This window comes from Pseudomonas sp. LBUM1640 (genome assembly GCF_059716225.1).
In genome coordinates this window covers 5,740,407-5,762,692 of the sequence record NZ_CP166816.1, presented here as the reverse complement: position 1 = coordinate 5,762,692, position 22,286 = coordinate 5,740,407, and the positions used below count along the sequence as shown (strand labels likewise).

Here is a 22,286-nt window from a genome sequence, read left to right as displayed (position 1 = left end):
ACGTGTTGTGGCAAGCCCGCTCGCCTCAGAGAATGGGGCGGCTTACGACGTTTGCGCCAAGCAATCATCCCGCTGCCTTATCGAGCACCATTCAGCCTCGGCCGACTTTATTGTGACCAAAGGCTGTGTGCCCGACACTCAACCCATTCCTATTGTCGCCAGCGGAGTTTGGTATGAGTCAGTCAGTGCAGTTCCAGGATAAGGTCGTGATCGTCACCGGTGCCGGCGGCGGGTTGGGCCGGGCGCATGCGCTGCTGTTCGCCAGGCACGGGGCCAAAGTGCTGGTCAATGACCTCGGCGGCTCCACCCAGGGCGAAGGCGCGAATGCCTCGGCTGCCGACCGGGTAGTCGCCGAGATCCGCGAAGCAGGCGGCATTGCCGAAGCCAACCATGACTCCGTCACCGACGGTGACAAAATCGTGCAGAACGCGCTCGACGCATTTGGCCGCATCGATGTGGTGGTGAACAACGCCGGCATCCTGCGCGACAAAACCTTCCACAAAATGGATGACAGCGACTGGGACCTGGTTTATCGGGTGCATGTCGAAGGCGCCTACAAAGTCACTCGCGCCGCCTGGCCGCATATGCGCGAGCAGGGTTATGGCCGGGTGATCTTCACCGCGTCCACCTCGGGCATCTACGGTAACTTTGGCCAGTCCAACTACGGCATGGCCAAACTGGGGTTGTATGGCTTGACCCGCACCCTGGCGCTGGAAGGGCGCAAGAACAACATCCTGGTCAACGCCATCGCCCCCACCGGCGGTACACGTATGACCGAAGGCCTGATCCCGCCGCAGGTGTTCGAGCGGCTCAAGCCGGAGCTGGTCAGCCCGTTGGTGGTGTACCTGGGCAGCGAGGCGTGCCAGGAAACCTCGGGGCTGTTTGAAGTGGGCGGCGGCTGGATCGGCAAGACCCGCTGGGAGCGCAGCCTGGGTGTTGGGTTTGACCCCGAAGCCGGGTTTTCGCCGGATGATGTGGCGGCGCACTGGGCACAGATTTGCGACTTCGAAGGTGCCGCTCACCCCAAGGACAATATTGAAGCATTGAAGGAGATGATGGCCAACTTGCAGAAGTTCAGCCTCTGATCGTTGCTTGAACACGAATGAATACTGCGGGGCGCTGAGGGCGCCCCGTTTTATTTGGGGCATAAAAAAGGCCGCTGCAAAGGCAGCGGCCGAAGTAAGACGTTGGATCAAGGAGCGATAAATCAACGTCAGTGAACAGCGGTAATAGATTGATACAGTGGGTCAATCTATTGAAATCAGACTTTTCTTGCTTTTACACAAGCGGGCCATTTGCCCTGAAAGCCCGGTAAGAATAGTCGTCTGTAACAAAATGAGTAATCCCCATTCAGGACAAGGACTGTTACCAAATCAGTAATGATCGCTCCCGCGCTCTGCGTGGTAATGCAGCCCGTGACGCTCCGCGTCGCACTCCATGCAAAGCGTCAGACCTGTTCGCACGGCGGGACGCGGAGCGTCCCAGCAGGCATTCCCACGCAGAGCTTGGGAACGATCTTTGGCCTATTTATCTTTCTGATAGCGCGTCATCTACCGCATCCATGGCCTTGCCCAAACCCGGGCCAGAGCGCCCGTTAATCCTTTCGAGCGACAGCACGAATACTCCTTTGGTGCGCTTATCGCTCCTGACGAGCGGCAGTAGGGTGGGGCCTTCTGTCACTCACCGGGGAAGACGCATGACAAAAACAACAATGCGCGCCATCTTCACGCCACAGGCGCTGGCCGCGGCGGTTGCGCTGGGCTGCTGCGCCCAGGCACAGGCTGTTTCGTTCAACATTGGCGAGATCGAAGGCCAATTCGACTCTTCGCTGTCGGTCGGCGCCAGCTGGGGCATGCGCGATGCCGACAAAAAGCTGGTGGGCGTTCCCAATGGCGGCACGGGGCAGGCTTCTACCGGTGATGACGGGCGGCTGAACTTCAAGAAGGGCGAGACCTTCTCCAAGATCTTCAAGGGCATCCACGACCTGGAGCTCAAATACGGCGACAGTGGCGTGTTCGTGCGTGGCAAGTACTGGTACGACTTCGAGCTGCAAGACGAAGACCGCGAGTTCAAGCAGATCAGTAACAACCACCGCGACGAAGGCGCGCGCTCTTCCGGCTATGAGCTGCTCGACGCCTTCGTCTATCACAACTATTCGATTGGCGACCTGCCCGGCAACGTGCGCGTCGGCAAGCAAGTGGTGAGTTGGGGCGAGAGTACGTTTATCGGTAACTCGATCAACAGCATCAACCCCATCGACGTGTCGGCCTTTCGCCGCCCCGGCGCGGAGATCAAGGAAGGCCTGATCCCGGTGAACATGCTGTTTGCCTCCCAGAGCCTCACCAACCAGCTGTCGGTGGAAGGTTTCTACCAACTGAACTGGGAAAACACCGTGGTGGATAACTGCGGCACCTTCTTTGGTAACGACGTGGTGGCCCACGGCTGCAACAGCAACTACACCGTCGGCAGCCCGGCGATTGCGCCGCTGCAACCGGTGGCCGCGGCGTTTGGCCAGGGCTTTCAAGTCACGCGCGAAGGCGTGGTGGTGCAACGCGCCAAGGACCGTGAGGCCCGCGATGGCGGCCAGTTCGGGGCGGCCTTGCGCTGGCTAGGCGATGACACCGAGTACGGCCTGTACTTCATGAATTACCACAGCCGTACGCCAACCGTGGGCACACTGACTGCCAACACTAACCTCGCCACAATCGGGCGTATTATCAACACCGCCAATGCCATCGCGCCCGGCAGCGGCGCGGGCCTGGCCCAGAGCACCATGCTTGGCCGTGGCCAGTACTATCTTGATTACCCGGAAGACATTCGCCTGTACGGCGCCAGCTTCTCCACCACCTTGCCCACCGGTACGGCCTGGACCGGGGAAATCAGCTACCGCCCGAATGCGCCGGTGCAACTCAACACCACCGACCTGACCCTGGCCTTGGTCAACCCGATTGCCGGCAACACCGCGTCGCCGATCCGCAGCTCGTTCGGCTCGGATAACGCCGGTTATCGCCGCAAGGAAATCACTCAGATCCAGAGCACCATGACCCAGTTCTTCGACCAGGTGCTGGGCGCCGAACGCCTGACCCTGGTGGGCGAGGCGGCCTATGTGCATGTCGGCGGGCTGGAAGCCAAAACCAAACTGCGCTACGGCCGCGACTCGGTGTACGGCGCCTATGGTTTTCAAGGCGATACCGACGGCTTCGTCACCGCCAATTCCTGGGGTTATCGCGCCCGCGCCATCCTCGACTACAACAACGTGTTCGCCGGGGTGAACCTCAAGCCTAACTTGTCCTGGTCCCATGACGTCAGCGGCTACGGGCCCAACGGGATCTTCAACGAAGGCGCCAAGGCGATCAGCGTCGGCGTGGACGCTGACTACCGCAACACCTACACCGCCAGCCTGAGCTACACCGACTTTTTTGGCGGCGACTACAACACCCTCACCGACCGCGACTTTATCGCCCTCAGCTTTGGCGTGAACTTCTGATCTGGTTTAAGGAAGGACAACAACCTATGCGTAAGATATTTGCAGTGATGGCCCTGAGTGTATTGGCCACCCACGTGATGGCGGCAGTGTCGCCCGAAGAAGCCGCCAAGCTTGGCACCACCCTCACGCCGGTCGGCGCCGAAAAAGCCGGCAACGCCGACGGTTCGATCCCAGCCTGGACCGGCGGCATCCCCAAGAACGCCGGAGCGGTGGACAGCAAGGGCTTTCTCGCCGACCCGTTTGCCAATGAAAAACCGCTGTTCGTGATCACCGCCGCCACGGTCGACAAGTACAAAGGCAAGCTCTCCGACGGCCAGGTGGCGATGTTCAAGCGCTACCCCGAGACCTACAAGATCCCGGTGTACCCGACCCACCGCACGGTCAACCTGCCGCCGGACATCTACGAGTCGATCAAGCGCAGCGCGCTCAACGTGCACGCGATCAACGACGGCAATGGCCTGGAAAACTTCACCGGCAACCGTTACTACGCGTTCCCGATTCCGAAAAATGGCGTGGAGGTGCTGTGGAACCACATCACCCGTTACCACGGCGGTAACCTCAAGCGCATCATCACCCAGGCCACCCCGCAAACGAACGGCAGCTACACGCCGATCCGCTTCGAAGAGGAAGTGGCGGTGCCGCAAGCCATCCCGGATATGGACCCGGCCAAGGCGGCCAACGTGCTGAGCTTCTTCAAGCAATCGGTCACCGCCCCGGCACGCCTGGCGGGCAACGTGTTGCTGGTGCACGAAACCCTCGACCAAGTGAAGGAGCCGCGCCTGGCCTGGATCTACAACGCTGGCCAGCGCCGTGTGCGCCGCGCGCCGCAAGTGTCCTATGACGGCCCGGGCACCGCTTCCGACGGCCTGCGCACCACCGATAACTTCGACATGTTCTCCGGCGCCCCCGACCGCTACGACTGGAAACTGGTCGGCAAAAAAGAGATGTACATCCCCTACAACAGCTACAAGCTGGATTCGCCAGCCCTCAAGTACGACGACATCATCAAGGCCGGGCACATCAACCAGGACCTGACCCGCTATGAGCTGCACCGCGTGTGGGAAGTGGTCGGCACCGTCAAACCGAGCGAGCGGCACATCTACGCCAAGCGCCACATGTACATCGACGAAGACAGCTGGCAGGTCGCGCTGGTCGATCACTACGACGGCCGTGGCCAACTGTGGCGTGTCGCTGAAGGCCATGCGCAGTTCTACTACGACCACCAAGTGCCGGCCTACACCGTGGAAACCCTGTACGACATCATCGCCGGGCGCTACATCGCACTGGGGATGAAGAATGAGGAGAAGAGCAGCTTTGTGTTCGGCTTTGCGGCCAAGGCAGCGGATTACACACCGGCGGCATTGAGGTCTGCGGGCGTGCGCTGATCCAGGATCAAAGTGGGATCAAAATGTGGGAGCGGGCTTGCTCGCGAATGCGGTGTATCAGTTTATTAATTCGGTGACTGACACTGCGCATTCGCGAGCAAGTCGAATCGTCGCACCGCCGCTCCCACATTGGGTTTTGTGCATGGCTATTAATCACCCTGCTGAATACTTCTTCAACAACCGCCGACCACAGGGCTAGGGTAGGCGTCAGGTTGCATAACAATAAAAAGCAGGATGCAGCAATGACCGCCATGACACGCTGCCTGGACCGTCCTGGATTCATGCCACGGCTGTCCGCCCACCATGTGTTGCGCCCGCGCCTGGTCGCGCCTTTGCTCGCAGCGCAGGTTAAGGTGAAGTTGCTCTGCGCGCCGGGCGGCAGCGGCAAGAGCGCGTTGCTCGCTGAATGTGCGTTGCAGGCACCGGTGGGGTGCCAGGTGTATTGGCTGCCACTCAATGGCGTGTTGCTCAGCCCCGTGGATCTTTGCGCGCGGTTGGCGCACAACCTCGGCTTGCCCTTTGTCGATGAAGCCACGTTGCTGCTCGACCTCAGCCAGTGGCAGCGCACGGCGTGGGTATTCCTCGATGATTTCTGCCGCCTGCCCGCACCTGAGCTGGACGCTTTACTCGACCGCTTGCTGACCGCCGCCAGCCCGGCGCTGACCTGGTGGCTGGGCGCGCGGCGGCGACCGCTGTGCAACTGGCCAAGGCTGTTGCTCGACGATGAGTTGCTGGAATGCAATGAGTTGATGTTCAGCCCTGCGGAAGTTCAGCAACTGCTCGGCCCAGAACAAACCGTCGACAATGTGATGCAGTTCAGCGGCGGCTGGTGCGCGGGTGTGCGTATCGCCATGCTGGGCGACGGTCACCCGGACAAGACCCTGCTCGACTACCTGCAACACGAACTCTTCAGCGCCTTGCCCACCGAATTGGCCGAAGCCTGGCGCGTGTTGGCGCATTTGCCGCGTTTCAACCCCAGCTTGTGTGAGCACTTGTTCGGCGCAGGCGATGGCGATCAGTACCTGCGCGATTTGCAGGCGCTCGGTGCATTTATCCAGCCGTGGGAAGACACCTCCGATTGGCTGCACGTGTTCCCGCCGCTGGCGCAATTGCTGCGCGATGAACCCTGGCCGGCCAAGCGCGCCTGGCACCGGCGCGCCTGCCAATGGTTCACCACGCAGCAGGACTGGCAGGCCGCCTTCGAACAGGCGTTGCTGGCCGAAGCCTATGAAGTGGCGGTGAGCTTGTTGCAGCACTTCAGTTTTGAAGACCTGTTCCGCCAGCAGAACGCCGTGCTGTTGTTGCGTTTGCATGAGCAGCATGGCGATGAATTGATGCTCGGTTCGGCGCAACTGGTCGGCTTGGTTACGGCGGCGTTGCTGTTTGCCGGGCGCTTCGATCAGGCGGCTGTGTGTATCGACCAGCTTGCGCGGTTTGCGCCACAACCGACGGCGGCGCAACAGCGTTATCTGTTGGCGCGCTGGCAGGCGCAGTGGGGCTGGCTGTTGCATCTGAGCGGCGATGCCGAGCGTTCCCGCGAGCATTTTCTGGAGGCCCTGCAAGCGTTGCCCGACAGCGCCTGGACGTCGCGGCTGATGTGCCTCTCGGGCCTGACCCAGCAAGCCTTGCTGCGCGGCGAGCTGGACGTCGGCCAAGCCTTGAACCGCGAAGCCCTGTGCCTGGCGCGCGCTCATGGCTCGTTAGTGCTGGAGGCCTTGTTGGAGCTGGATCACGCGCAATTGCTGGAGCAACGTGGCGCGCCGTATCGGGCGCAAAGCCTGCTGGAAAATGTGCAGGCGATGCTCGCCCGTCAGCGGCTCAAGGCCGGGCCATTGGCGGGGCGTATCGCGTTGCGGCGCGGGCACCTGGCGTTGCGCCAAGGGCAGGACAGCCTGGCTGCAGAGTGCTTCCAGGCCGGTTTGTCGATGTGCCTGCACAGCCAGGACAAGCGCGTGCTGTACGGCTTTCTCGGCCTGGCGCTGCTGGCGGCGAACCGTGGCGATTACGCCCAGGCCTTTATTCAACTGCGCGAGGCGGAGCGGTTGATGCAGCAACGCCAGGTGCCGGACACGGTGTATCGCGCGGTGCTGCTGTTGGTCAGTGGGCACTTCTGGTTGCAGCAGGGGCGCGCCGAGTTGACGTTGGAAGCGATGCGCCGAGTGCTGCGCCATTTTCGCGGGCCCTGCGCCAAGCAAGCACCGCCGGCCACACTGGAGCTGATCCCGCGCCTGGAGTATTTGCTGGTGCTGGCCGAGGTGAAGCTGGGCTGTGCCGAGCAACCTATTGCACGGCTGAATGCCTTGCTCGAAACCACCCGGCAACGCGGCATGCTTTGCCTGGAAACCGAATTGCAGCTGGTGCTGGGCGAGGTGGCGTGGCAACTCGGTGACCCGGCATTGGCCCGTCGCGCGCTGCAAGCCGGTTTGGCGCTGGCCGCGCGTTGCCAGGTGCAGCAGGCGATTCGTGAGCTGCGGTTGCGCTCGCCGGGGCTGTTGAGTGAGCTGGGCCTGGAGACGCAGGCGTCGCCCACGGGTGTTGTGGAGAACCCGTTGAGCCAACGCGAGCTGGAAGTGCTGCAGTTGATCGCCCTCGGCAGTTCCAACCTGGAAATCGCTGATCGGCTGTTTATTTCGCTGCATACGGTTAAGACTCACGCGCGGCGTATCCATAGCAAGCTCGGGGTGGAGCGGCGCACGCAGGCGGTGGCTAAAGCCAAGACACTGGGGTTGATGGGCTAGGCGCAGGTAGACACCACAATCCTCTGTGGGAGCGGGCTTGCTCGCGAAAGCGGTGGGTCAGTCACAGGATGTGTTGCCTGGGCTACTGCTTTCGCGGGCAAGCCCGCTCCCACATTTGATCTTTGTTGGCTTGAAGTTGTGTACTAGGTGCAGAAGGCCTGGCGGTATTCGCCGGGGGTTGCGCCCATGGTTTGGCGAAAGCGTTGGCTGAAGTGGCTGGCGCTGGAGAAGCCGCACATCCAGGCAATGTCTGCCAGGGGCAGGGCGCCGTTGCGCAGCAGGCTTTGTGCCCGTGTGAGGCGGCGCGCCAACAGGTATTGATGGGGCGGCAGGCCGAAGCTATGGCGGAACATCCGCGCGAAATGGTATTGCGACAGCGCACACATTCCGGCCAATTGCCCCAGGCTGATCGGGTCTTCCAAGTGATGGTCGATGTAATCCACCAACAGCCGACGCTGATGCGCCGCCAAGCCGCCTTTCAAGCGCAGGCCGTTGCGTGCGCCGACTTGGCTGAGCAAGGTGTGGCTGAGCATTTCGTGGGCCAGGCTGCTGGTCAGCAGGCGCTCGGCGGGCTCGTGCCAGTTGAGGGCGATCAGTTGGTGAAAGCGCCGGGCCTGGCTCGCATCCTCTAGAAAAGTGCTTTCGCGCAATTGCAGTTCGCGCGGTTCGCGGTCGAGCAGGGTGACGCAGCCGAGGGCGAATTGCTCCGGGCTGAAATACACATGGGCCAGGCGGATTTCACCGTTGATCACCCAGGCCGACTGGTGCTCGGCCGGCAGGATGCACAGTTTGTCGGGGCCGCCCTTGGTGCCGGGCTGGTCACGGCGAAAGGTGCCGGTGCCGCCGCCGATGTAGCAGGACAGCGTGTGGTGGGTGGGCGCCTGGTAGTCCTGGGAATCGTGATGGTTGCTCCACAACGCCGCAGACAAGCCGTCACCGAGCTCGGCGCAGGCTTCAAGGCGTGCGTTGGGCGAGCGGTTAAGGGCTTGAAAGACTTGCAGCGATTCCAGCTCTGGCATGGTTGTTCTCTCTGACGCCTTGCATCCTACTCCGCACGGCTGGCGCTGTGATCCCACCGCCCGACAAAAGCGCAAGAATATGCAAGAGCGCGCGCACGTTGGCGGGTGACACTGTGGCTCAATCACCGGAGCCCACCATGAACCTTTTCCTGTATTTACTCACCGTGCTGATCTGGGGCACTACCTGGATCGCCCTCAAATGGCAGTTGGGCGTCGTGGCCATTCCCGTGTCTATCGTCTACCGCTTCGGCCTGGCGGCGCTGGTGCTGTTTGCGCTGTTGCTGCTCAGCCGCAGGTTGCAAGTGATGAACCGGCGCGGGCACTTGATCTGCCTGGCTCAGGGCGTGTGCCTGTTCTGTGTCAACTTCATGTGCTTTCTGACGGCCAGCCAGTGGATCCCCAGCGGTTTGGTGGCGGTGGTGTTTTCCACGGCCACGCTGTGGAACGCCCTCAATGCCCGCGTGTTTTTTGGCCAGCGGGTGGCGCGTAACGTGTTGATGGGCGGCGCGCTGGGGCTGCTGGGGTTGGGTTTCTTGTTCTGGCCGGAGTTGGTCGGGCATACCGCCAGCCCGCAGACCTTGCTTGGCCTGGGCTTGGCGCTGTTGGGGACGATGTGTTTTTCGGCCGGCAATATGCTGTCGAGTCTGCAGCAGAAGGCCGGGCTCAAGCCGTTGACCACCAATGCGTGGGGCATGGCGTATGGCTCGGTGATGCTGGCGACTTATTGCGCGGTGCGTGGGATTCCCTTCGATATGGATTGGAGTGCGCGGTATGTCGGGGCGCTGTGGTATTTGGTGATTCCGGGGTCGGTGATTGGGTTTACCGCGTACCTCACGTTGGTGGGGCGTATGGGGCCGGAGCGGGCGGCGTATTGCACGGTGTTGTTTCCGGTGGTGGCGTTGAATGTGTCGGCGTTTGCCGAGGGGTATCAGTGGACGGCGCCGGCGTTGATGGGGTTGGTGTTGGTGATGTTGGGGAATGTGTTGGTGTTCAGGAAGGTTAAGCCGAGCCAGCCTGTGAATCCGGTTTTCAAGGTTAAGCAGATTTAATGTGGGAGCTGGCTTGCCTGCGATGGCGGTGTGTCAGTTGGCTCGAGTTTTACTGATCCACCGCTTTCGCAGGCAAGCCAGCTCCCACCTTGACCGAGTTGACTGCCACCTTGACCGAGTTGACCCCCACATTTGAGCTCGGTGTATTCTTCATCTCCAGGTTATTTGAGGCCCAGGCGTTTGGCCATGCGGCCGAGGTTGGCGCGGTCCAGGCCGAGTTCGCGGGCGGCGCTGGCCCAGTTGTGCTGGTGGCGTTCCAGGCAGGCGCTGATGATTTGGCGTTGGTAATGTTCGGTGGCCTGGCGCAGGTCGCCGGTGGCCACGGCGGCCGTATCGACCTGTGTTTCCTCCGCCGGCGGCGCGCTGACGTCGGGCAAGTCCAGGTCTTGGGCACTCAGGCTCAAAATCTTCGGACGTTCGCGACAGTTACCCAGTGCTTTTAGCGCGCTGCGTCCGATCAAATGTTCCAGCTCCCGCACATTGCCCGGCCAGTTGTAGGCCAGCAGCGCCGCCTGGGCATCGGTGGTCAGGCGCAGGCTGCCCAGGCCCATGCGTGAGCGGTTCTGTTCCAGGAAGAACCCCGCCAGCAGCAGTACATCGCGACCGCGCTCACGCAGTGCCGGCACTTGCAGCGGGTACACGCTCAAGCGGTGATAAAAGTCGGCGCGGTAGCGGCCATTACGAACTTCTTCGGCCAGGTCGCGGTTGGTGGCGGCGATCAGGCGCACGTCCACTTGATGCTCCTTGTCCGAGCCCAGGCGCTGCAACTGGCCGCTTTGCAGCACGCGCAACAGCTTGGCCTGCACCGTCAGTGACAACTCACCCACTTCATCCAGAAACAAGGTGCCGCCATTGGCCAATTCGAACTTGCCGCGCCGCTCGTTCAGCGCGCCGGTAAAGGCGCCGCGCACGTGGCCGAACAGCTCGCTTTCCACCAGGGTTTCCGGCAGGGCGGCGCAGTTGAGGCTGATCAAGGGTTTGTCTGAGCGCGATGACGCCGCGTGGATGGCCTGGGCCACCAGCTCTTTGCCGACGCCGGTTTCACCGGTGATCAGCACGGTCAGGTCACTGCCGCCCACCAGCTTGATTTCCTCGACCAGGTGTTTGTGCGCCTTGCTCTGGCCGATCATTTCCTTGTGCTGCTGGCCGCTGGCCTGGCGGTAGATTTCGGCACGCTGATGCTCATCTTCAGCGCGCAGTGCCAGGCGCTCGATACGCTCGGCGACATTGACCGTGGCCGCCGCCAGGCTGGCGAAGGCTTGCAGGGCGTCCAGTTCGACGCGCTCGAAACGCTCGGTATCGAGGGCGTCGAGGGTCAGCAGGCCCCAGGGTTTGTCGTCGATAAACAGCGGGCAGCCCATGCAGTCGTGCACTTCCAAGTGCCCATGCAGGCCATCGACCAGGCCGTCGTAGGGGTCGGGCAGTTCGCTGTCGCTGTCAAAGCGGGTCGGGCCGGGGCTGCTCAGCAGCACGCCGAAGCGTGGGTGTTCGCTGACTTTGAAGCGCCGGCCCAGGGTATCGGCGCTCAAGCCATCCACCGCCAGTGGCACCAGCCATTCACCGTCCAGGCGCAACAAGGCGGCGGCATCGCACGGCAGCAGGGCGCGCATGGCTTGCAGCAGGCGCCGGTAGCGCTCGCCCTCGGGCAGCTCGCGCGACAGGTCGGCGACCAGGGGTAGCAGGGTGGTGAGCAGTGATTGAGCAGTCATAATGACTCCTTGTAGTCCTTATGACTATAGAGTGTAGGAGGTTATATTGACTACATATTCTTCAACCTATTGAAATATAACGATTTATAAGTTGGCGCGAATACTGAGTAGATAAGCGCATTCAGTAAGAAGACTCAGGAGTCTGCCATGCTTAGTGCCCAAGACCGTGCCATCGTCAAATCCACTGTGCCCCTGCTCGAAAGCGGCGGCGAAGCACTGATCACCCATTTCTACCGCATGATGCTCAGCGAGTACCCCGACGTTCGCCCGCTGTTCAACCAGGCCAATCAGGCTAACGGCGACCAACCGCGCGCCCTGGCCAATGGCGTGCTGATGTACGCGCGGCACATCGACCAGTTGGACCAATTGGGGGATCTGGTCGCCAGGATCATCAATAAACACGTGGCCCTGCAGATTCTTCCGGAGCACTACCCGATCGTGGGCACGTGCCTGCTGCGGGCCATCTGCGAGGTGCTGGGCAGCGAGATTGCCACGCCTGAGGTGCTCAGTGCCTGGGGCGCTGCCTATGGCCAGTTGGCCGACATCCTGATCGGCGCCGAAGCCGCCATCTACGACGAAAAGGCCCAGGCCCCAGGCGGCTGGCGCGGTGCGCGGCCGTTCCTGTTGGTGAAACGCGTGGAGGAAAGCGACGAGATCATCTCGTTCTACTTCGCCCCGGTGGATAACGGCCCGATCCTGGCGGCCGCGCCGGGCCAGTACATCGGCCTGAAGCTGATGGTGGATGGCGAAGAAGTGCGCCGTAACTACTCTTTGTCCGCTTTAAGTGACTCGGGCGTGTACCGCATCAGCGTCAAACGCGAGGCCGGCGGGCGGGTGTCCAATTACCTGCATGACCAGATGCACGTTGGCGCAACCCTTGATCTGTTCCCGCCATCCGGCGAGTTCACCCTGGCCGCCAGCGACAAACCGCTGGTACTGATCAGCGGCGGGGTGGGCATCACACCGACCTTGCCGATGCTCGAAGCGGCCCTGGCCACCGAGCGCCCGGTGCACTTTATCCACTGCGCCCGCAATGGCGGTGTGCATGCGTTCCGTGACTGGGTGGACACCCTGGCCGCCAAGCACCCGCAGCTCAAGCGTTTCTATTGCTACGCCGAAGACGATGGCGTGAGCCCGGCGGCGGATAAAGTCGGGATGCTGAGCCAGGAACAACTGGCGGCCTGGTTGCCCGAGCAGCGCGACCTGGATGCGTACTTCCTCGGCCCTAAAGGCTTCATGGCCGCCATCAAGCGCCACCTCAAAGCCCTGGGGGTCCCCGACAAACAAGCCCGTTACGAATTCTTCGGCCCGGCTGCGGCGCTGGAATAATTGTCCGGAAACGACGCTGCCCAATTGTGGGAGCGGGCTTGCTCGCGAAAGCGGTGGATCAGTCACTTTAAATGTCTACTGACACGCCGCCTTCGCGAGCAAGCCCGCTCCCACATTGCTCCTCCATTTCCCCCTGATTAATCCCCCGTTAACCCCCCAATGTTTTAACCACTCCCTGTGTGTAAACTTGCGGCCATCAGGCACAACCATAATCAGGCAAAGGGAAACGGGGATGAGTGACGAATTGCGTTTAGGCAGGGAGCGGCGCTTTCTGGTGTTGCTGGGCATCATCTGCCTGGCGCTGATCGGCGGTGCGCTGTACATGCAAGTGGTATTGGGCGAAGCGCCGTGCCCGCTGTGCATCCTGCAACGTTATGCCTTGCTGTTGATCGCGGTCTTCGCGTTCATCGGCGCCGCCATGCGCACCAAAGGCGCTGTCACCGTGTTTGAAGGGCTGGTGGTACTCAGTGCCCTGGGCGGCGTGGCCGCGGCCGGCCATCACGTGTACACCCAGTTCTTTCCCGAGGTCAGCTGTGGCGTCGATGTGTTGCAGCCGATCGTCGATGAGCTGCCACTGGCCAAGGTATTCCCGCTGGGCTTCCAGGTGGATGGCTTCTGCAGCACCCCGTACCCGCCGATCCTCGGCCTGTCCCTGGCGCAATGGGCGCTGGTGGCGTTCGTGCTCACGGTGATCCTGGTGCCTCTGGGCATCTATCGTAATCGTCAACGCAAAGCCTGAACCGACTCGCAAAAACGCCCCGTTCTTCCTTTAAGGAAGGACGGGGCGTTTTTGTATGTAGGGATTTGTGAAAGGGGCGTGACGAAGGACAAGTTCAGGTGCGCGCAGTGTGCGACATGTTGTCACACGGACGCTGTCGCAGGAGGTTTCTGACGCACCGAGCCACCCCTTAAATTTGCATAAAACGACCAAGATGTGCTGTCAGTTCGTCGTTTGAGTGATGCCACGAATCTCACGCCGCCTTAGCTAATCGGTGATGTCCGAATGCCTTGTTTTATGGGGACTTGGATCCGTTTAGCATGCCCTTACAAGCTGTAAGGGCTGTGGTGCTTTACGCAATAACACGGCAATTTTTGTGGTTTTTGTTGAGAATCGAACACGATAAGATCCCGAACCTTTGCAAGATTGGTGAAGGATTGTTGCTGGAATCGATAAAAATTATTTCTTTATAAGACATGGTTTATACATCGCTAGCTAACTACAATCGCCCGCACTGAATGTCCGGTGCCGTTCAATATTTGAGCATTGGAGCGGTCGAGGGGCAGATGGATGGCTCTTTGCGACCCCAGGTTCCGGCAAGCCTTTCAACTATCCGCACCAAATGGAATTGGTCTGTAACAAGGCCTTTAACCACGAAATCGAATAAGAACTCACCGCAGGTCCGTGAAACGTTCATTTATGGCGTGCCGGGCAGGCTCTTATTCAATCGAAGAGAAATGCCAACCCTTGGCAGGGTGAAGTGTTGGCGATCAAAACCCAACTGCATTGCGCAAGCTGCTTTAGAGGTCGTGAGATGAGTAAAAACAGGTACCCCCGATTACTAGGCTTTTTGCCGCTGCTCGGCATGCTGTTAATGCTGGGAGGCTGCAAGTGGACCTTGATGGACCCAAAAGGACAGATCGGTCTGGATCAACGCAACCTGATCATCACCGCCACCCTGCTGATGCTGTTGGTCGTGGTTCCCGTGATCATCATGACGTTCGCCTTCGCCTGGAAATACCGCGCGTCGAACACCAGCGCCACCTATGCGCCGAAGTGGTCGCACTCCACCAAGATCGAAATCGCCGTGTGGCTGGTGCCGATCCTCATCATCATCGCCCTGGGTTACATCACCTATAAGTCGACCCACGAGCTGGACCCGTACCGTCCGCTGGAATCCAACGTCAAGCCGATCAACATTGAAGTGGTCGCGCTGGACTGGAAGTGGCTGTTCATCTACCCGGACCTGGGTATCGCCACGGTTAACGAAATCCAGTTCCCTGAGAACACTCCGCTTAACTTCCGGATCACCTCCGACGCCGTGATGAACTCGTTCTTCATCCCTGCACTGGGCGGTCAGATCTACGCGATGGCAGGCATGCAGACCCGCCTGCACCTGATCGCGAACGAGAAAGCTGAAATGGAAGGCATCTCCGCTAACTACAGCGGTGCTGGCTTCACCGGCATGAAATTCAAAGCGATCTCGACGAGCCAGGAAGATTTCAACGCCTGGGTTGCCGCAGTCAAGGCCGCACCTAAACAGCTTGATCAAGCTGAATACGACGCCCTGACCAAACCAAGCCAGAACAACCCAGTCGCTCTGTACTCCGCGTACGAGCCGGACCTGTTTCAGAAAATCGTCGACAAGTACGAAGGTATGAAGCCAGGCAAGCCGGTTAAGCACGAGAAGAAAGAAGTGGCCGTGGTTGAAGGTTCTGACACGGGCTCGCATTCAACTGCTGGGGCAGAGGAGTAAACGATGTTTGGTAAATTAAGTTGGGATGCGGTCCCGTTCCACGAGCCGATCGTGATGGTGACCATCGCCATGATCGCGCTGGGTGGTCTGGCACTGTTTGCTGCAATTACGTACTACAAAAAGTGGACCTACCTGTGGACCGAGTGGTTGACGTCTGTCGACCACAAGAAAATCGGTGTCATGTACGTCATCGTTGCCATGGTCATGCTGCTGCGTGGTTTTGCCGACGCCATCATGATGCGTACCCAGTTGGCCATGGCCACCGAGGGTTCGCCTGGCTACCTGCCGCCTGAACACTATGACCAGATCTTCACCGCTCACGGTGTGATCATGATCATCTTCATGGCGATGCCATTCTTTACCGGCTTGATGAACCTTGCCTTGCCGCTGCAGATCGGTGCACGTGACGTTGCCTACCCGTTCCTGAACTCCCTGAGCTTCTGGCTGCTGGTGTCCGGCGTGGTGCTGATCAACCTGTCCCTGGGCGTCGGCGAATTCGCCAAGACCGGCTGGGTTGCGTACCCACCGTTGTCGGGCATTCAGTACAGCCCTGGCGTGGGTGTGGACTACTACATCTGGGCGCTACAGTTATCAGGACTCGGGACGACATTGACGGGGGTCAACTTCCTGGCCACCGTCCTGAAAATGCGCGCCCCTGGCATGAAACTGATGGACATGCCGATCTTCACCTGGACCTGCACCTGGGCCAACGTCCTGATCGTGGCTTCGTTCCCGATCCTGGCCGCTACCATGGCGCTGCTGTCGCTTGACCGTTACCTGGATTTCCACATTTTCACCAATGAACTTGGTGGCAATCCAATGATGTACGTGAACCTGTTCTGGGCATGGGGTCACCCTGAGGTGTACATCCTGATCCTGCCAGCGTTCGGTATCTTCTCTGAAGTCATCTCGACCTTTACCGGCAAGCGCCTGTTTGGTCACCACTCGATGGTCTACGCCTCCGGCGCGATCTCGGTGCTGGGCTTCATGGTATGGCTGCACCACTTCTTCACCATGGGTTCGGGGGCCAGCGTCAACGCCTTCTTCGGCCTGGCGACGATGCTGATTTCCATCCCGACGGGGGTGAAGCTATTTAACTGGCTATTCACCATCTATCACGGGCGTCTGCGTATCACCAGCCAGGTTCTGTGGACCCTGGGCTTCATGGTGACCTTCGCTATCGGCGGCATGACCGGCGTATTGCTGGCCATCCCGGGTGCTGACTTCGTACTGCACAACAGCCTGTTCGTGATCGCTCACTTCCACAACGTGATCATCGGTGGTGCTGTATTCGGTTACATCGCTGGTTTCAGCTTCTACTTCCCGAAAGCGTTCGGCTTCAAGCTGCACGAAGGTTGGGGCAAGGCTGCATTCTGGTTCTGGATCTCGGGCTTCTTCGTCGCGTTCATGCCGCTCTATGCACTGGGCTTCATGGGCATGACCCGTCGTCTGAACGCTACTACCAACCCTGAGTGGGTGCCTTACCTGTACGTCGCCATGTTCGGTGCAATCATGATCGCTGTGGGTATCGCCTGCCAGCTGATCCAGTTGTACGTGAGTATCCGTGACCGTAAGCAGAACGCTTGCGACTCCGGCGACCCATGGAATGGCCACACCCTGGAATGGTCGACTTCCTCGCCACCGCCGTTCTACAACTTCGCCGTGATTCCTACTGCGAACACGATCGATGCGTTCACCGAAGCCAAGGAAGACGGTACTGCGTACCAGCAACCTAAGCATTACGAGCCGATCCACATGCCGAACAACACTGCCACTGGCGTGGTGATGGGCGCACTGTTGACCGTGTTCGGTTTCGCGATGATCTGGCACATCTGGTGGCTGGCAATCGTGGGCCTGGTCGGCACCATCGGTTACTTCATCATTCACGCTGCCCGTGATGATCAAGGCTACATGGTGCCGGTCGAAACGATCGAGCGCATCGAAGCCGAGCAACACGCTCGCCTGGTAGCCGAGAAGAAAATCCCGGCCAACCGTGTAGAAACCTCGTTGGAACAGGCTTAAACCATGTCGAACTTAGTGACCAATGCTGGACACGCCCATGTCGATGACCATGGGCACGATGACCATCACCACGACTCGGGGCCAATGACCGTATTCGGTTTCTGGCTCTACCTGATGACCGACTGCATCTTGTTTGCGTCGATCTTCGCGGTGTACGCGGTACTGGTAAACAACGTAGCGGGTGGCCCGTCGGGCCACGACATCTTCGAACTGCCTTACGTGCTCGGCGAAACCGCCCTGCTGCTGTTCAGTTCGATCACCTACGGCTTCGCCATGTTGGCCTTCTACAAGGGCAACAAGAAGGGCGTACTGAGCTGGTTGGGCCTGACCTTCCTGTTCGGCCTGGGCTTCATCGGCATGGAGATCAACGAGTTCCACCTGTTGATCTCCGAAGGCTACGGCCCGCACCGTTCCGGCTTCCTGTCCGCGTTCTTCACGCTGGTAGGCACCCACGGTCTGCACGTAACTGCCGGCCTGCTGTGGATGGCGGTGATGATGTATCAGGTCAATAAACACGGCCTGACCAACACCAACAAGACTCGCCTGAGCTGCCTGAGCCTGTTCTGGCACTTCCTGGACGTGGTCTGGATCTGCGTCTTCACCGTTGTTTACCTGATGGGGACACTGTAATGGCTAATGCACACTCCCATGACCATGACAGCCATGATGCGAGCCACGGCAGCGTTAAGTCGTACGCCATCGGCTTCATCCTGTCGGTAATCCTGACGCTCATCCCGTTTGGTCTGGTGATGTACCCGACCCTGCCGAAGTCCATCACGTTGATGATCGTTCTGGCATTCGCGGTGATTCAGGTTCTGGTTCACCTGGTGTACTTCCTGCACCTGGATCGTTCCAAAGAGCAGCGCGATAACGTGATTGCATTCGTGTTCGCAGGCCTCGTGATCCTGCTGCTGGTTGGCCTGTCGATATGGATCATGTTCAGCATCCATACGTTCATGATGGCGAAGTGAGGTAAGACCCGATGTCGCTTAAGCACTTTATCCAAATCACCAAACCGGGGATCATTTTCGGTAACGTGCTTTCTGTGGCAGGCGGTTTCTTCCTGGCCTCCAAGGGACATGTCGATCTGGCCATTTTCCTGGCTGCAATGATCGGCACCTCCCTGGTGGTAGCTTCCGGTTGTGTATTCAACAACTGCATCGACCGCGATATCGACATCAAGATGGAGCGCACCAAGAATCGTGTGCTGGTCCAGGGCCTTATCTCCCTGAAGCTGGCACTGATCTTCGCGACTGTCCTGGGTATCGCCGGCGTGGTGTTGTTGTACAAGGTGGCCAACCCGCTGGCGGCGCTGTTTGCCGTGATCGGCTTCGTCATCTACGTCGGCCTTTACAGCCTGTACCTCAAGCGCAAGTCGGTTCACGGCACGCTGGTGGGCAGTCTGTCGGGGGCGATGCCGCCGGTGATTGGTTATGTGGCTGTGACCAATAGCTTCGACATGGCCGCGCTGGTGCTGCTGGTGATGTTCAGCCTGTGGCAGATGCCGCACTCTTATGCCATCGCGATCTTCCGCTTCAATGACTACCTGGCTGCCTCGATCCCGGTTCTGCCGGTAAAACGTGGCATTCAGGTGGCCAAGAAACACATCCTGCTCTACATCCTGGCCTTCCTTGTGGCGACCTTGATGTTGACCTTCAGTGGCTACGCCGGCATGAGCTACCTCGCCGTCGCGGCGGCCATGGGCATGTACTGGTTGTACATGGCCTGGACCGGCTACAAGGCGGTGGATGACACCGTCTGGGCGCGCAAGCTGTTCGTGTTCTCGATCTTCACCATCACCGCGCTCAGCGTGATGATGTCCCTGGATTTCCAAGTGCCCAAAGAGCTGTTGCTGACCTACGCCCACTGATGGGTTGAGCAAAAAAAGCCCCGCCTTCGCAAGAAGCGCGGGGTTTTTTATTGAGTGGCCTTTAAACTATTCCCACATTCTACAAATGCAGGAAGCAACGTAATGAGTAAAAAAGCCGTGATGGTGTTCAGTGGCGGGCAGGACTCGACGACCTGTCTGATCCAGGCACTGCCGCTGTATGACGAAGTGCACTGCATCACCTTCGATTATGGCCAGCGCCATGTGGCGGAAATTGAAGTCGCCCAGAAACTCGCCAGGCAACTGGGCGCCACCGTCCACAAAGTCATGGATGTGTCCTTGCTCAACGAGCTGGCCATCAGCAGCCTGACCCGTGACAACATTCCTGTACCGACCGTGGACAGTTCAGGCGGCAGCCTGCCCAGCACCTTTGTGCCGGGCCGCAATATCCTGTTCCTGACCTTGGCGTCGATCTACGCCTACCAGGTGAAGGCGCAAACCGTCATCACCGGCGTGTGCGAAACCGACTTCTCGGGCTATCCCGATTGCCGTGACGAGTTCGTCAAAGCGTTGAACAAGGCGCTCGAGCTGGGCATGGAATACACGCTGCGCCTGGACACCCCGTTGATGTGGCTGAACAAGGCCGAAACCTGGGCATTGGCCGACTACCACAACCAGCTGGAGCTGGTGCGCCACCAGACGCTGACTTGCTACAACGGCATCATCGGCAGTGGCTGCGGTAACTGCGACGCGTGCAACCTGCGTGCACGCGGTTTGAATGAGTATCTGCAGAACAAGGCGGATGTGATGCAGAGCCTGAAGCAGAAGTTGCAGCCGAGCTAGGGTTTAGGGGCGCATTACCCAACCTATTAACTGTCAGGCAGCGGTGCCGGTGATCCAGCGCTTGAACAACGCGCGCGCCATAGGCCGGCGCGATATTGAAGAACGCAAAGCCAACTTTGATCGCGATCTGCACATAGATCATGCTCAGGATGTCGCTGGTTTGCATGGCGCCGTAGAAGGCGATGAAGCAAAACAGGAAGCGTCTGCATGGGGCGGGTGCGTACGCTCGCCCCGATGAAGTGGCCGGCGCGTTTAAGGCCCACGGCTGCGAAGTGGAGGCTTTGTGTGCGCGCTATCCCATTGCTGACTACCTGGACGGCTGATTCACCGGTGCCCGGTTAAATCCGCCGGGGCGTTCCTCGTCATACTTCCTTGTACGCACTGTGTGAATCGGTCACCCGTCTACAAGGAGTAGTCCCCCATGATCAGCGTAAGTCGTCGCTCCCTTCTCGCCCTCGGGGCGGCCCTGCCGGTGTTGGCGCGCCTGGATTGGGCGGTCGCCAGCCCGCCGCCGGCAAACGCTGACACGGTGCGGCTCAACTACAACGAAAGCCCCTACGGCCCCTCAAGCGCCGCGCGTGAGGCCATGCAGCGCGGGATCGCGACGTCGGGGCGTTATCCCTACCCGGACATGTACGCGTTAGCCGCGTTGTTTGCCCAGCAGCAGAGCATTGCCGAGGAAAACGTAGCGGTGTTTGCCGGCTCCATGGCCGCACTGCGCTACGCGGTACTGGCATTCACCAGCCACACCCGCAGCCTGGTCATGGCCACGCCGTCCTACGAGGTGCCGCGCCAGGCCGCCGAGTCATGGAAGGCGCCGGTGCATGAAGTAAGCCTCGACGCCCACCACGCCCATGATGTACCTGCAATGCTCGCCGCCGATCCCCAGGCGGGCATGCTGTACCTGTGCAACCCCAACAACCCGACCGGCACGATCACGCCCACCGAAGCGATCCGCCTGGCGCTGGCGAACAAACCCAAAGGCTGCGTGCTGGTGGTGGACGAGGCCTATATCGACTTTGCCGACACCCCAAGCGTCGTCAGTTGGGTCAAGGACCACGACGACTTGCTGGTACTGCGCACCTTCTCGAAAATCTACGGCCTGGCCGGTGCGCGCCTGGGCCTGGCCATCGGTCACCCGGCGCTGCTGGAGCGGCTGGCAGTGTTCGGCGGCGACAACGTGCCCGCCGCCGTGAGCTTGCTCGGCGCCCGCGCGAGCCTCGAAGACATCAAGCTGTTGCCACAGCGCAAGGCGCTCAACGCCCAGTTGCGCGATGAGACCGTGGCGTGGCTCAAGGGTCGGGGGTTCACCTGTACAGCGTCGCAGAGCAACTGCTTCATGATCGACGTGAAGCAACCGGCCGAGCAGGTGATCGAGAAGCTGGCCGCACAGGGTGTATTGATCGGACGCGTGTGGAAAGACTGGCCGCACTGGGTGCGAGTAACCGTCGGCAATCAGCACGAAATGCAGCGTTTTCGTGAGGTATTCGCGGCGCAGGTCTAACGCGTTGTTTGAAACAACGCAAAACAAATGTGGGAGCGGGCTTGTTCGCGAAAGCGGAGTGCCAGTCACCGAAAATGTGACTGATAGACCGCTTTCGCGAGCAAGCCCGCTCCCACATTTTTAATCCAGTACTGTCTCTAAGTGTGTATTACTGCTGCGCGATGCTGTACCCATCAAAGGCCGTCTGCTGCTGCAATGCAGTGATCACACTCTTGCGGCTCAATGGCTGCTCAGCCCCCGAGTTATCCACAAAGCTTTCGACTTCCAGCTCGGCTTCATCACCTTCACCCACAAAGCTGAAACCCAGGAACTCGAACGCCTCGCGGTCGACGCTCAACTTGGAGCGCGGCGTGCGCAGTGGCAGGGTGACGCTGATGCCGTCCTTGCTGATCACAAACACTTCGGCTTCTTTCTTCGGCCGTGCGGCCTTGCCCTTGCCGGCGCTTGGGTTGCTGATGGCCTGGTGAGACTGGTTCAGCACCTTGAGGGCCAGGCCGTAGACCAGTTCCTGGAACTCAGGGTCGTCCTTGAAGCTGGACAGGATGCGGCTGATCGAGAACTTGCTGCTGAGGTCTTCCAGGGCGATGTTGTCGGCAGCTTCGGCGTCTTTGAGCTGCTTGAGCTGGCCCATCAGGTCGTAGGCCTTGTCGTCGTCGAAAGCGTCGTGGGCCTGGCGGATGGCCAGGCGCAGCTCGCGGATCTGGTCGCTTTCCTTGGAAGTGTGGAACGCGTCCAACACCATCTCGCTGATGATCTTGGCCGCAGGCACATGCTGTGAAAGATTGATGGCGTTTTCGTATTCAGCCTTGGCGTGCAGGGCTGCTACGGATTCTTCGGTGGAGTGTTCGGTGTAAGAATCGGACATTGAAATTTCACTACTTCAGTAAACGGGACAAAAA

17 protein-coding genes and 1 pseudogene are annotated in these 22,286 nt (G+C 59.9%); 14 read left to right on the top strand and 4 right to left on the bottom strand.

Features of this window, described 5'->3' with window-relative positions:
* Positions 1 to 173: 173 nt before the first annotated feature.
* The 4 genes from ACA065_RS25565 (at position 174) to ACA065_RS25550 (ending at position 7,610) form a co-directional block, all read left to right on the top strand.
* Positions 174 to 1,085 carry an SDR family oxidoreductase gene (locus tag ACA065_RS25565; RefSeq protein WP_497692037.1) on the top strand — a complete coding sequence of 304 codons (912 nt, stop codon included), beginning with the start codon at positions 174 to 176 and terminating at the stop codon, positions 1,083 to 1,085.
* Between the two features lie 611 nt (positions 1,086 to 1,696).
* Positions 1,697 to 3,487: a DUF1302 domain-containing protein gene (locus ACA065_RS25560; RefSeq protein ID WP_497692036.1), complete on the top strand. Its 1,791-nt coding sequence runs from the start codon at positions 1,697 to 1,699 to the stop codon at positions 3,485 to 3,487.
* 26 nt (positions 3,488 to 3,513) lie between these two features.
* Positions 3,514 to 4,872, top strand: a complete 1,359-nt coding sequence (locus ACA065_RS25555; protein ID WP_497692035.1) for a DUF1329 domain-containing protein — start codon at positions 3,514 to 3,516, stop codon at positions 4,870 to 4,872.
* 242 nt (positions 4,873 to 5,114) lie between these two features.
* Positions 5,115 to 7,610: a LuxR C-terminal-related transcriptional regulator gene (locus ACA065_RS25550; RefSeq protein WP_497692034.1), complete on the top strand. Its 2,496-nt coding sequence runs from the start codon at positions 5,115 to 5,117 to the stop codon at positions 7,608 to 7,610.
* 143 nt (positions 7,611 to 7,753) lie between these two features.
* Here ACA065_RS25550 and ACA065_RS25545 read toward each other — a convergent pair whose 3' ends face one another.
* The gene (locus ACA065_RS25545) at positions 7,754 to 8,629 is read right to left on the bottom strand and encodes a helix-turn-helix domain-containing protein (RefSeq protein ID WP_497692033.1); all 876 of its coding nucleotides are present in this window, start codon (positions 8,627 to 8,629) and stop codon (positions 7,754 to 7,756) included.
* A 137-nt stretch (positions 8,630 to 8,766) separates the two neighbouring features.
* On the opposite strand from ACA065_RS25545, the gene ACA065_RS25540 reads away from it, so the two are divergent.
* Entirely contained in the window at positions 8,767 to 9,678 is a 912-nt protein-coding gene (locus ACA065_RS25540) for a DMT family transporter (protein WP_497692032.1), read from the top strand.
* Between the two features lie 161 nt (positions 9,679 to 9,839).
* On the opposite strand, the gene norR is transcribed toward ACA065_RS25540, so the two are convergent.
* Entirely contained in the window at positions 9,840 to 11,387 is a 1,548-nt protein-coding gene (gene norR / locus ACA065_RS25535) for a nitric oxide reductase transcriptional regulator NorR (RefSeq protein WP_497692031.1), read from the bottom strand.
* A 147-nt stretch (positions 11,388 to 11,534) separates the two neighbouring features.
* Here norR and hmpA point away from each other — a divergent pair, with 147 nt between their 5' ends.
* From hmpA to queC, 8 genes are all read left to right on the top strand, one after another.
* Complete coding sequence (hmpA, locus tag ACA065_RS25530) at positions 11,535 to 12,716, top strand: NO-inducible flavohemoprotein (RefSeq protein ID WP_497692030.1); 1,182 nt, start codon at positions 11,535 to 11,537, stop codon at positions 12,714 to 12,716.
* Positions 12,717 to 12,948: 232 nt separating this feature from the next.
* Positions 12,949 to 13,455 (top strand): disulfide bond formation protein B, encoded by a 507-nt coding sequence (locus ACA065_RS25525; RefSeq protein WP_497692029.1) that lies wholly within the window; start codon positions 12,949 to 12,951, stop codon positions 13,453 to 13,455.
* A gap of 793 nt (positions 13,456 to 14,248) precedes the next feature.
* Entirely contained in the window at positions 14,249 to 15,190 is a 942-nt protein-coding gene (cyoA, locus tag ACA065_RS25520; protein ID WP_497695421.1) for a ubiquinol oxidase subunit II, read from the top strand.
* Between the two features lie 3 nt (positions 15,191 to 15,193).
* Positions 15,194 to 17,212, top strand: a complete 2,019-nt coding sequence (gene cyoB, locus ACA065_RS25515; protein WP_497692028.1) for a cytochrome o ubiquinol oxidase subunit I — start codon at positions 15,194 to 15,196, stop codon at positions 17,210 to 17,212.
* 3 nt (positions 17,213 to 17,215) lie between these two features.
* Positions 17,216 to 17,842 carry a cytochrome o ubiquinol oxidase subunit III gene (locus ACA065_RS25510; RefSeq protein WP_017734786.1) on the top strand — a complete coding sequence of 209 codons (627 nt, stop codon included), beginning with the start codon at positions 17,216 to 17,218 and terminating at the stop codon, positions 17,840 to 17,842.
* The gene (cyoD, locus tag ACA065_RS25505) at positions 17,842 to 18,183 is read left to right on the top strand and encodes a cytochrome o ubiquinol oxidase subunit IV (protein ID WP_010206434.1); all 342 of its coding nucleotides are present in this window, start codon (positions 17,842 to 17,844) and stop codon (positions 18,181 to 18,183) included. The genes ACA065_RS25510 and cyoD overlap by 1 nt, the downstream gene beginning before the upstream one ends.
* A gap of 11 nt (positions 18,184 to 18,194) precedes the next feature.
* On the top strand, positions 18,195 to 19,082 hold the full coding sequence (gene cyoE / locus ACA065_RS25500; protein ID WP_497692027.1) for a heme o synthase: 888 nt from the start codon (positions 18,195 to 18,197) through the stop codon (positions 19,080 to 19,082).
* Positions 19,083 to 19,184: 102 nt separating this feature from the next.
* Positions 19,185 to 19,883 (top strand): 7-cyano-7-deazaguanine synthase QueC, encoded by a 699-nt coding sequence (gene queC / locus ACA065_RS25495; RefSeq protein WP_497692026.1) that lies wholly within the window; start codon positions 19,185 to 19,187, stop codon positions 19,881 to 19,883.
* 33 nt (positions 19,884 to 19,916) lie between these two features.
* On the opposite strand, the pseudogene ACA065_RS25490 reads toward queC, so the two are convergent.
* Positions 19,917 to 20,082, bottom strand: a pseudogene (locus ACA065_RS25490) (queuosine precursor transporter); the annotation flags it as partial.
* Positions 20,083 to 20,304: 222 nt separating this feature from the next.
* Here ACA065_RS25490 and ptaA point away from each other — a divergent pair.
* Positions 20,305 to 21,387 (top strand): pyoverdine biosynthesis transaminase PtaA, encoded by a 1,083-nt coding sequence (ptaA, locus tag ACA065_RS25485; RefSeq protein ID WP_497692025.1) that lies wholly within the window; start codon positions 20,305 to 20,307, stop codon positions 21,385 to 21,387.
* A 148-nt stretch (positions 21,388 to 21,535) separates the two neighbouring features.
* Here ptaA and ACA065_RS25480 read toward each other — a convergent pair whose 3' ends face one another.
* Positions 21,536 to 22,252 (bottom strand): hypothetical protein, encoded by a 717-nt coding sequence (locus ACA065_RS25480; protein WP_497692024.1) that lies wholly within the window; start codon positions 22,250 to 22,252, stop codon positions 21,536 to 21,538.
* Positions 22,253 to 22,286: the final 34 nt, after the last annotated feature.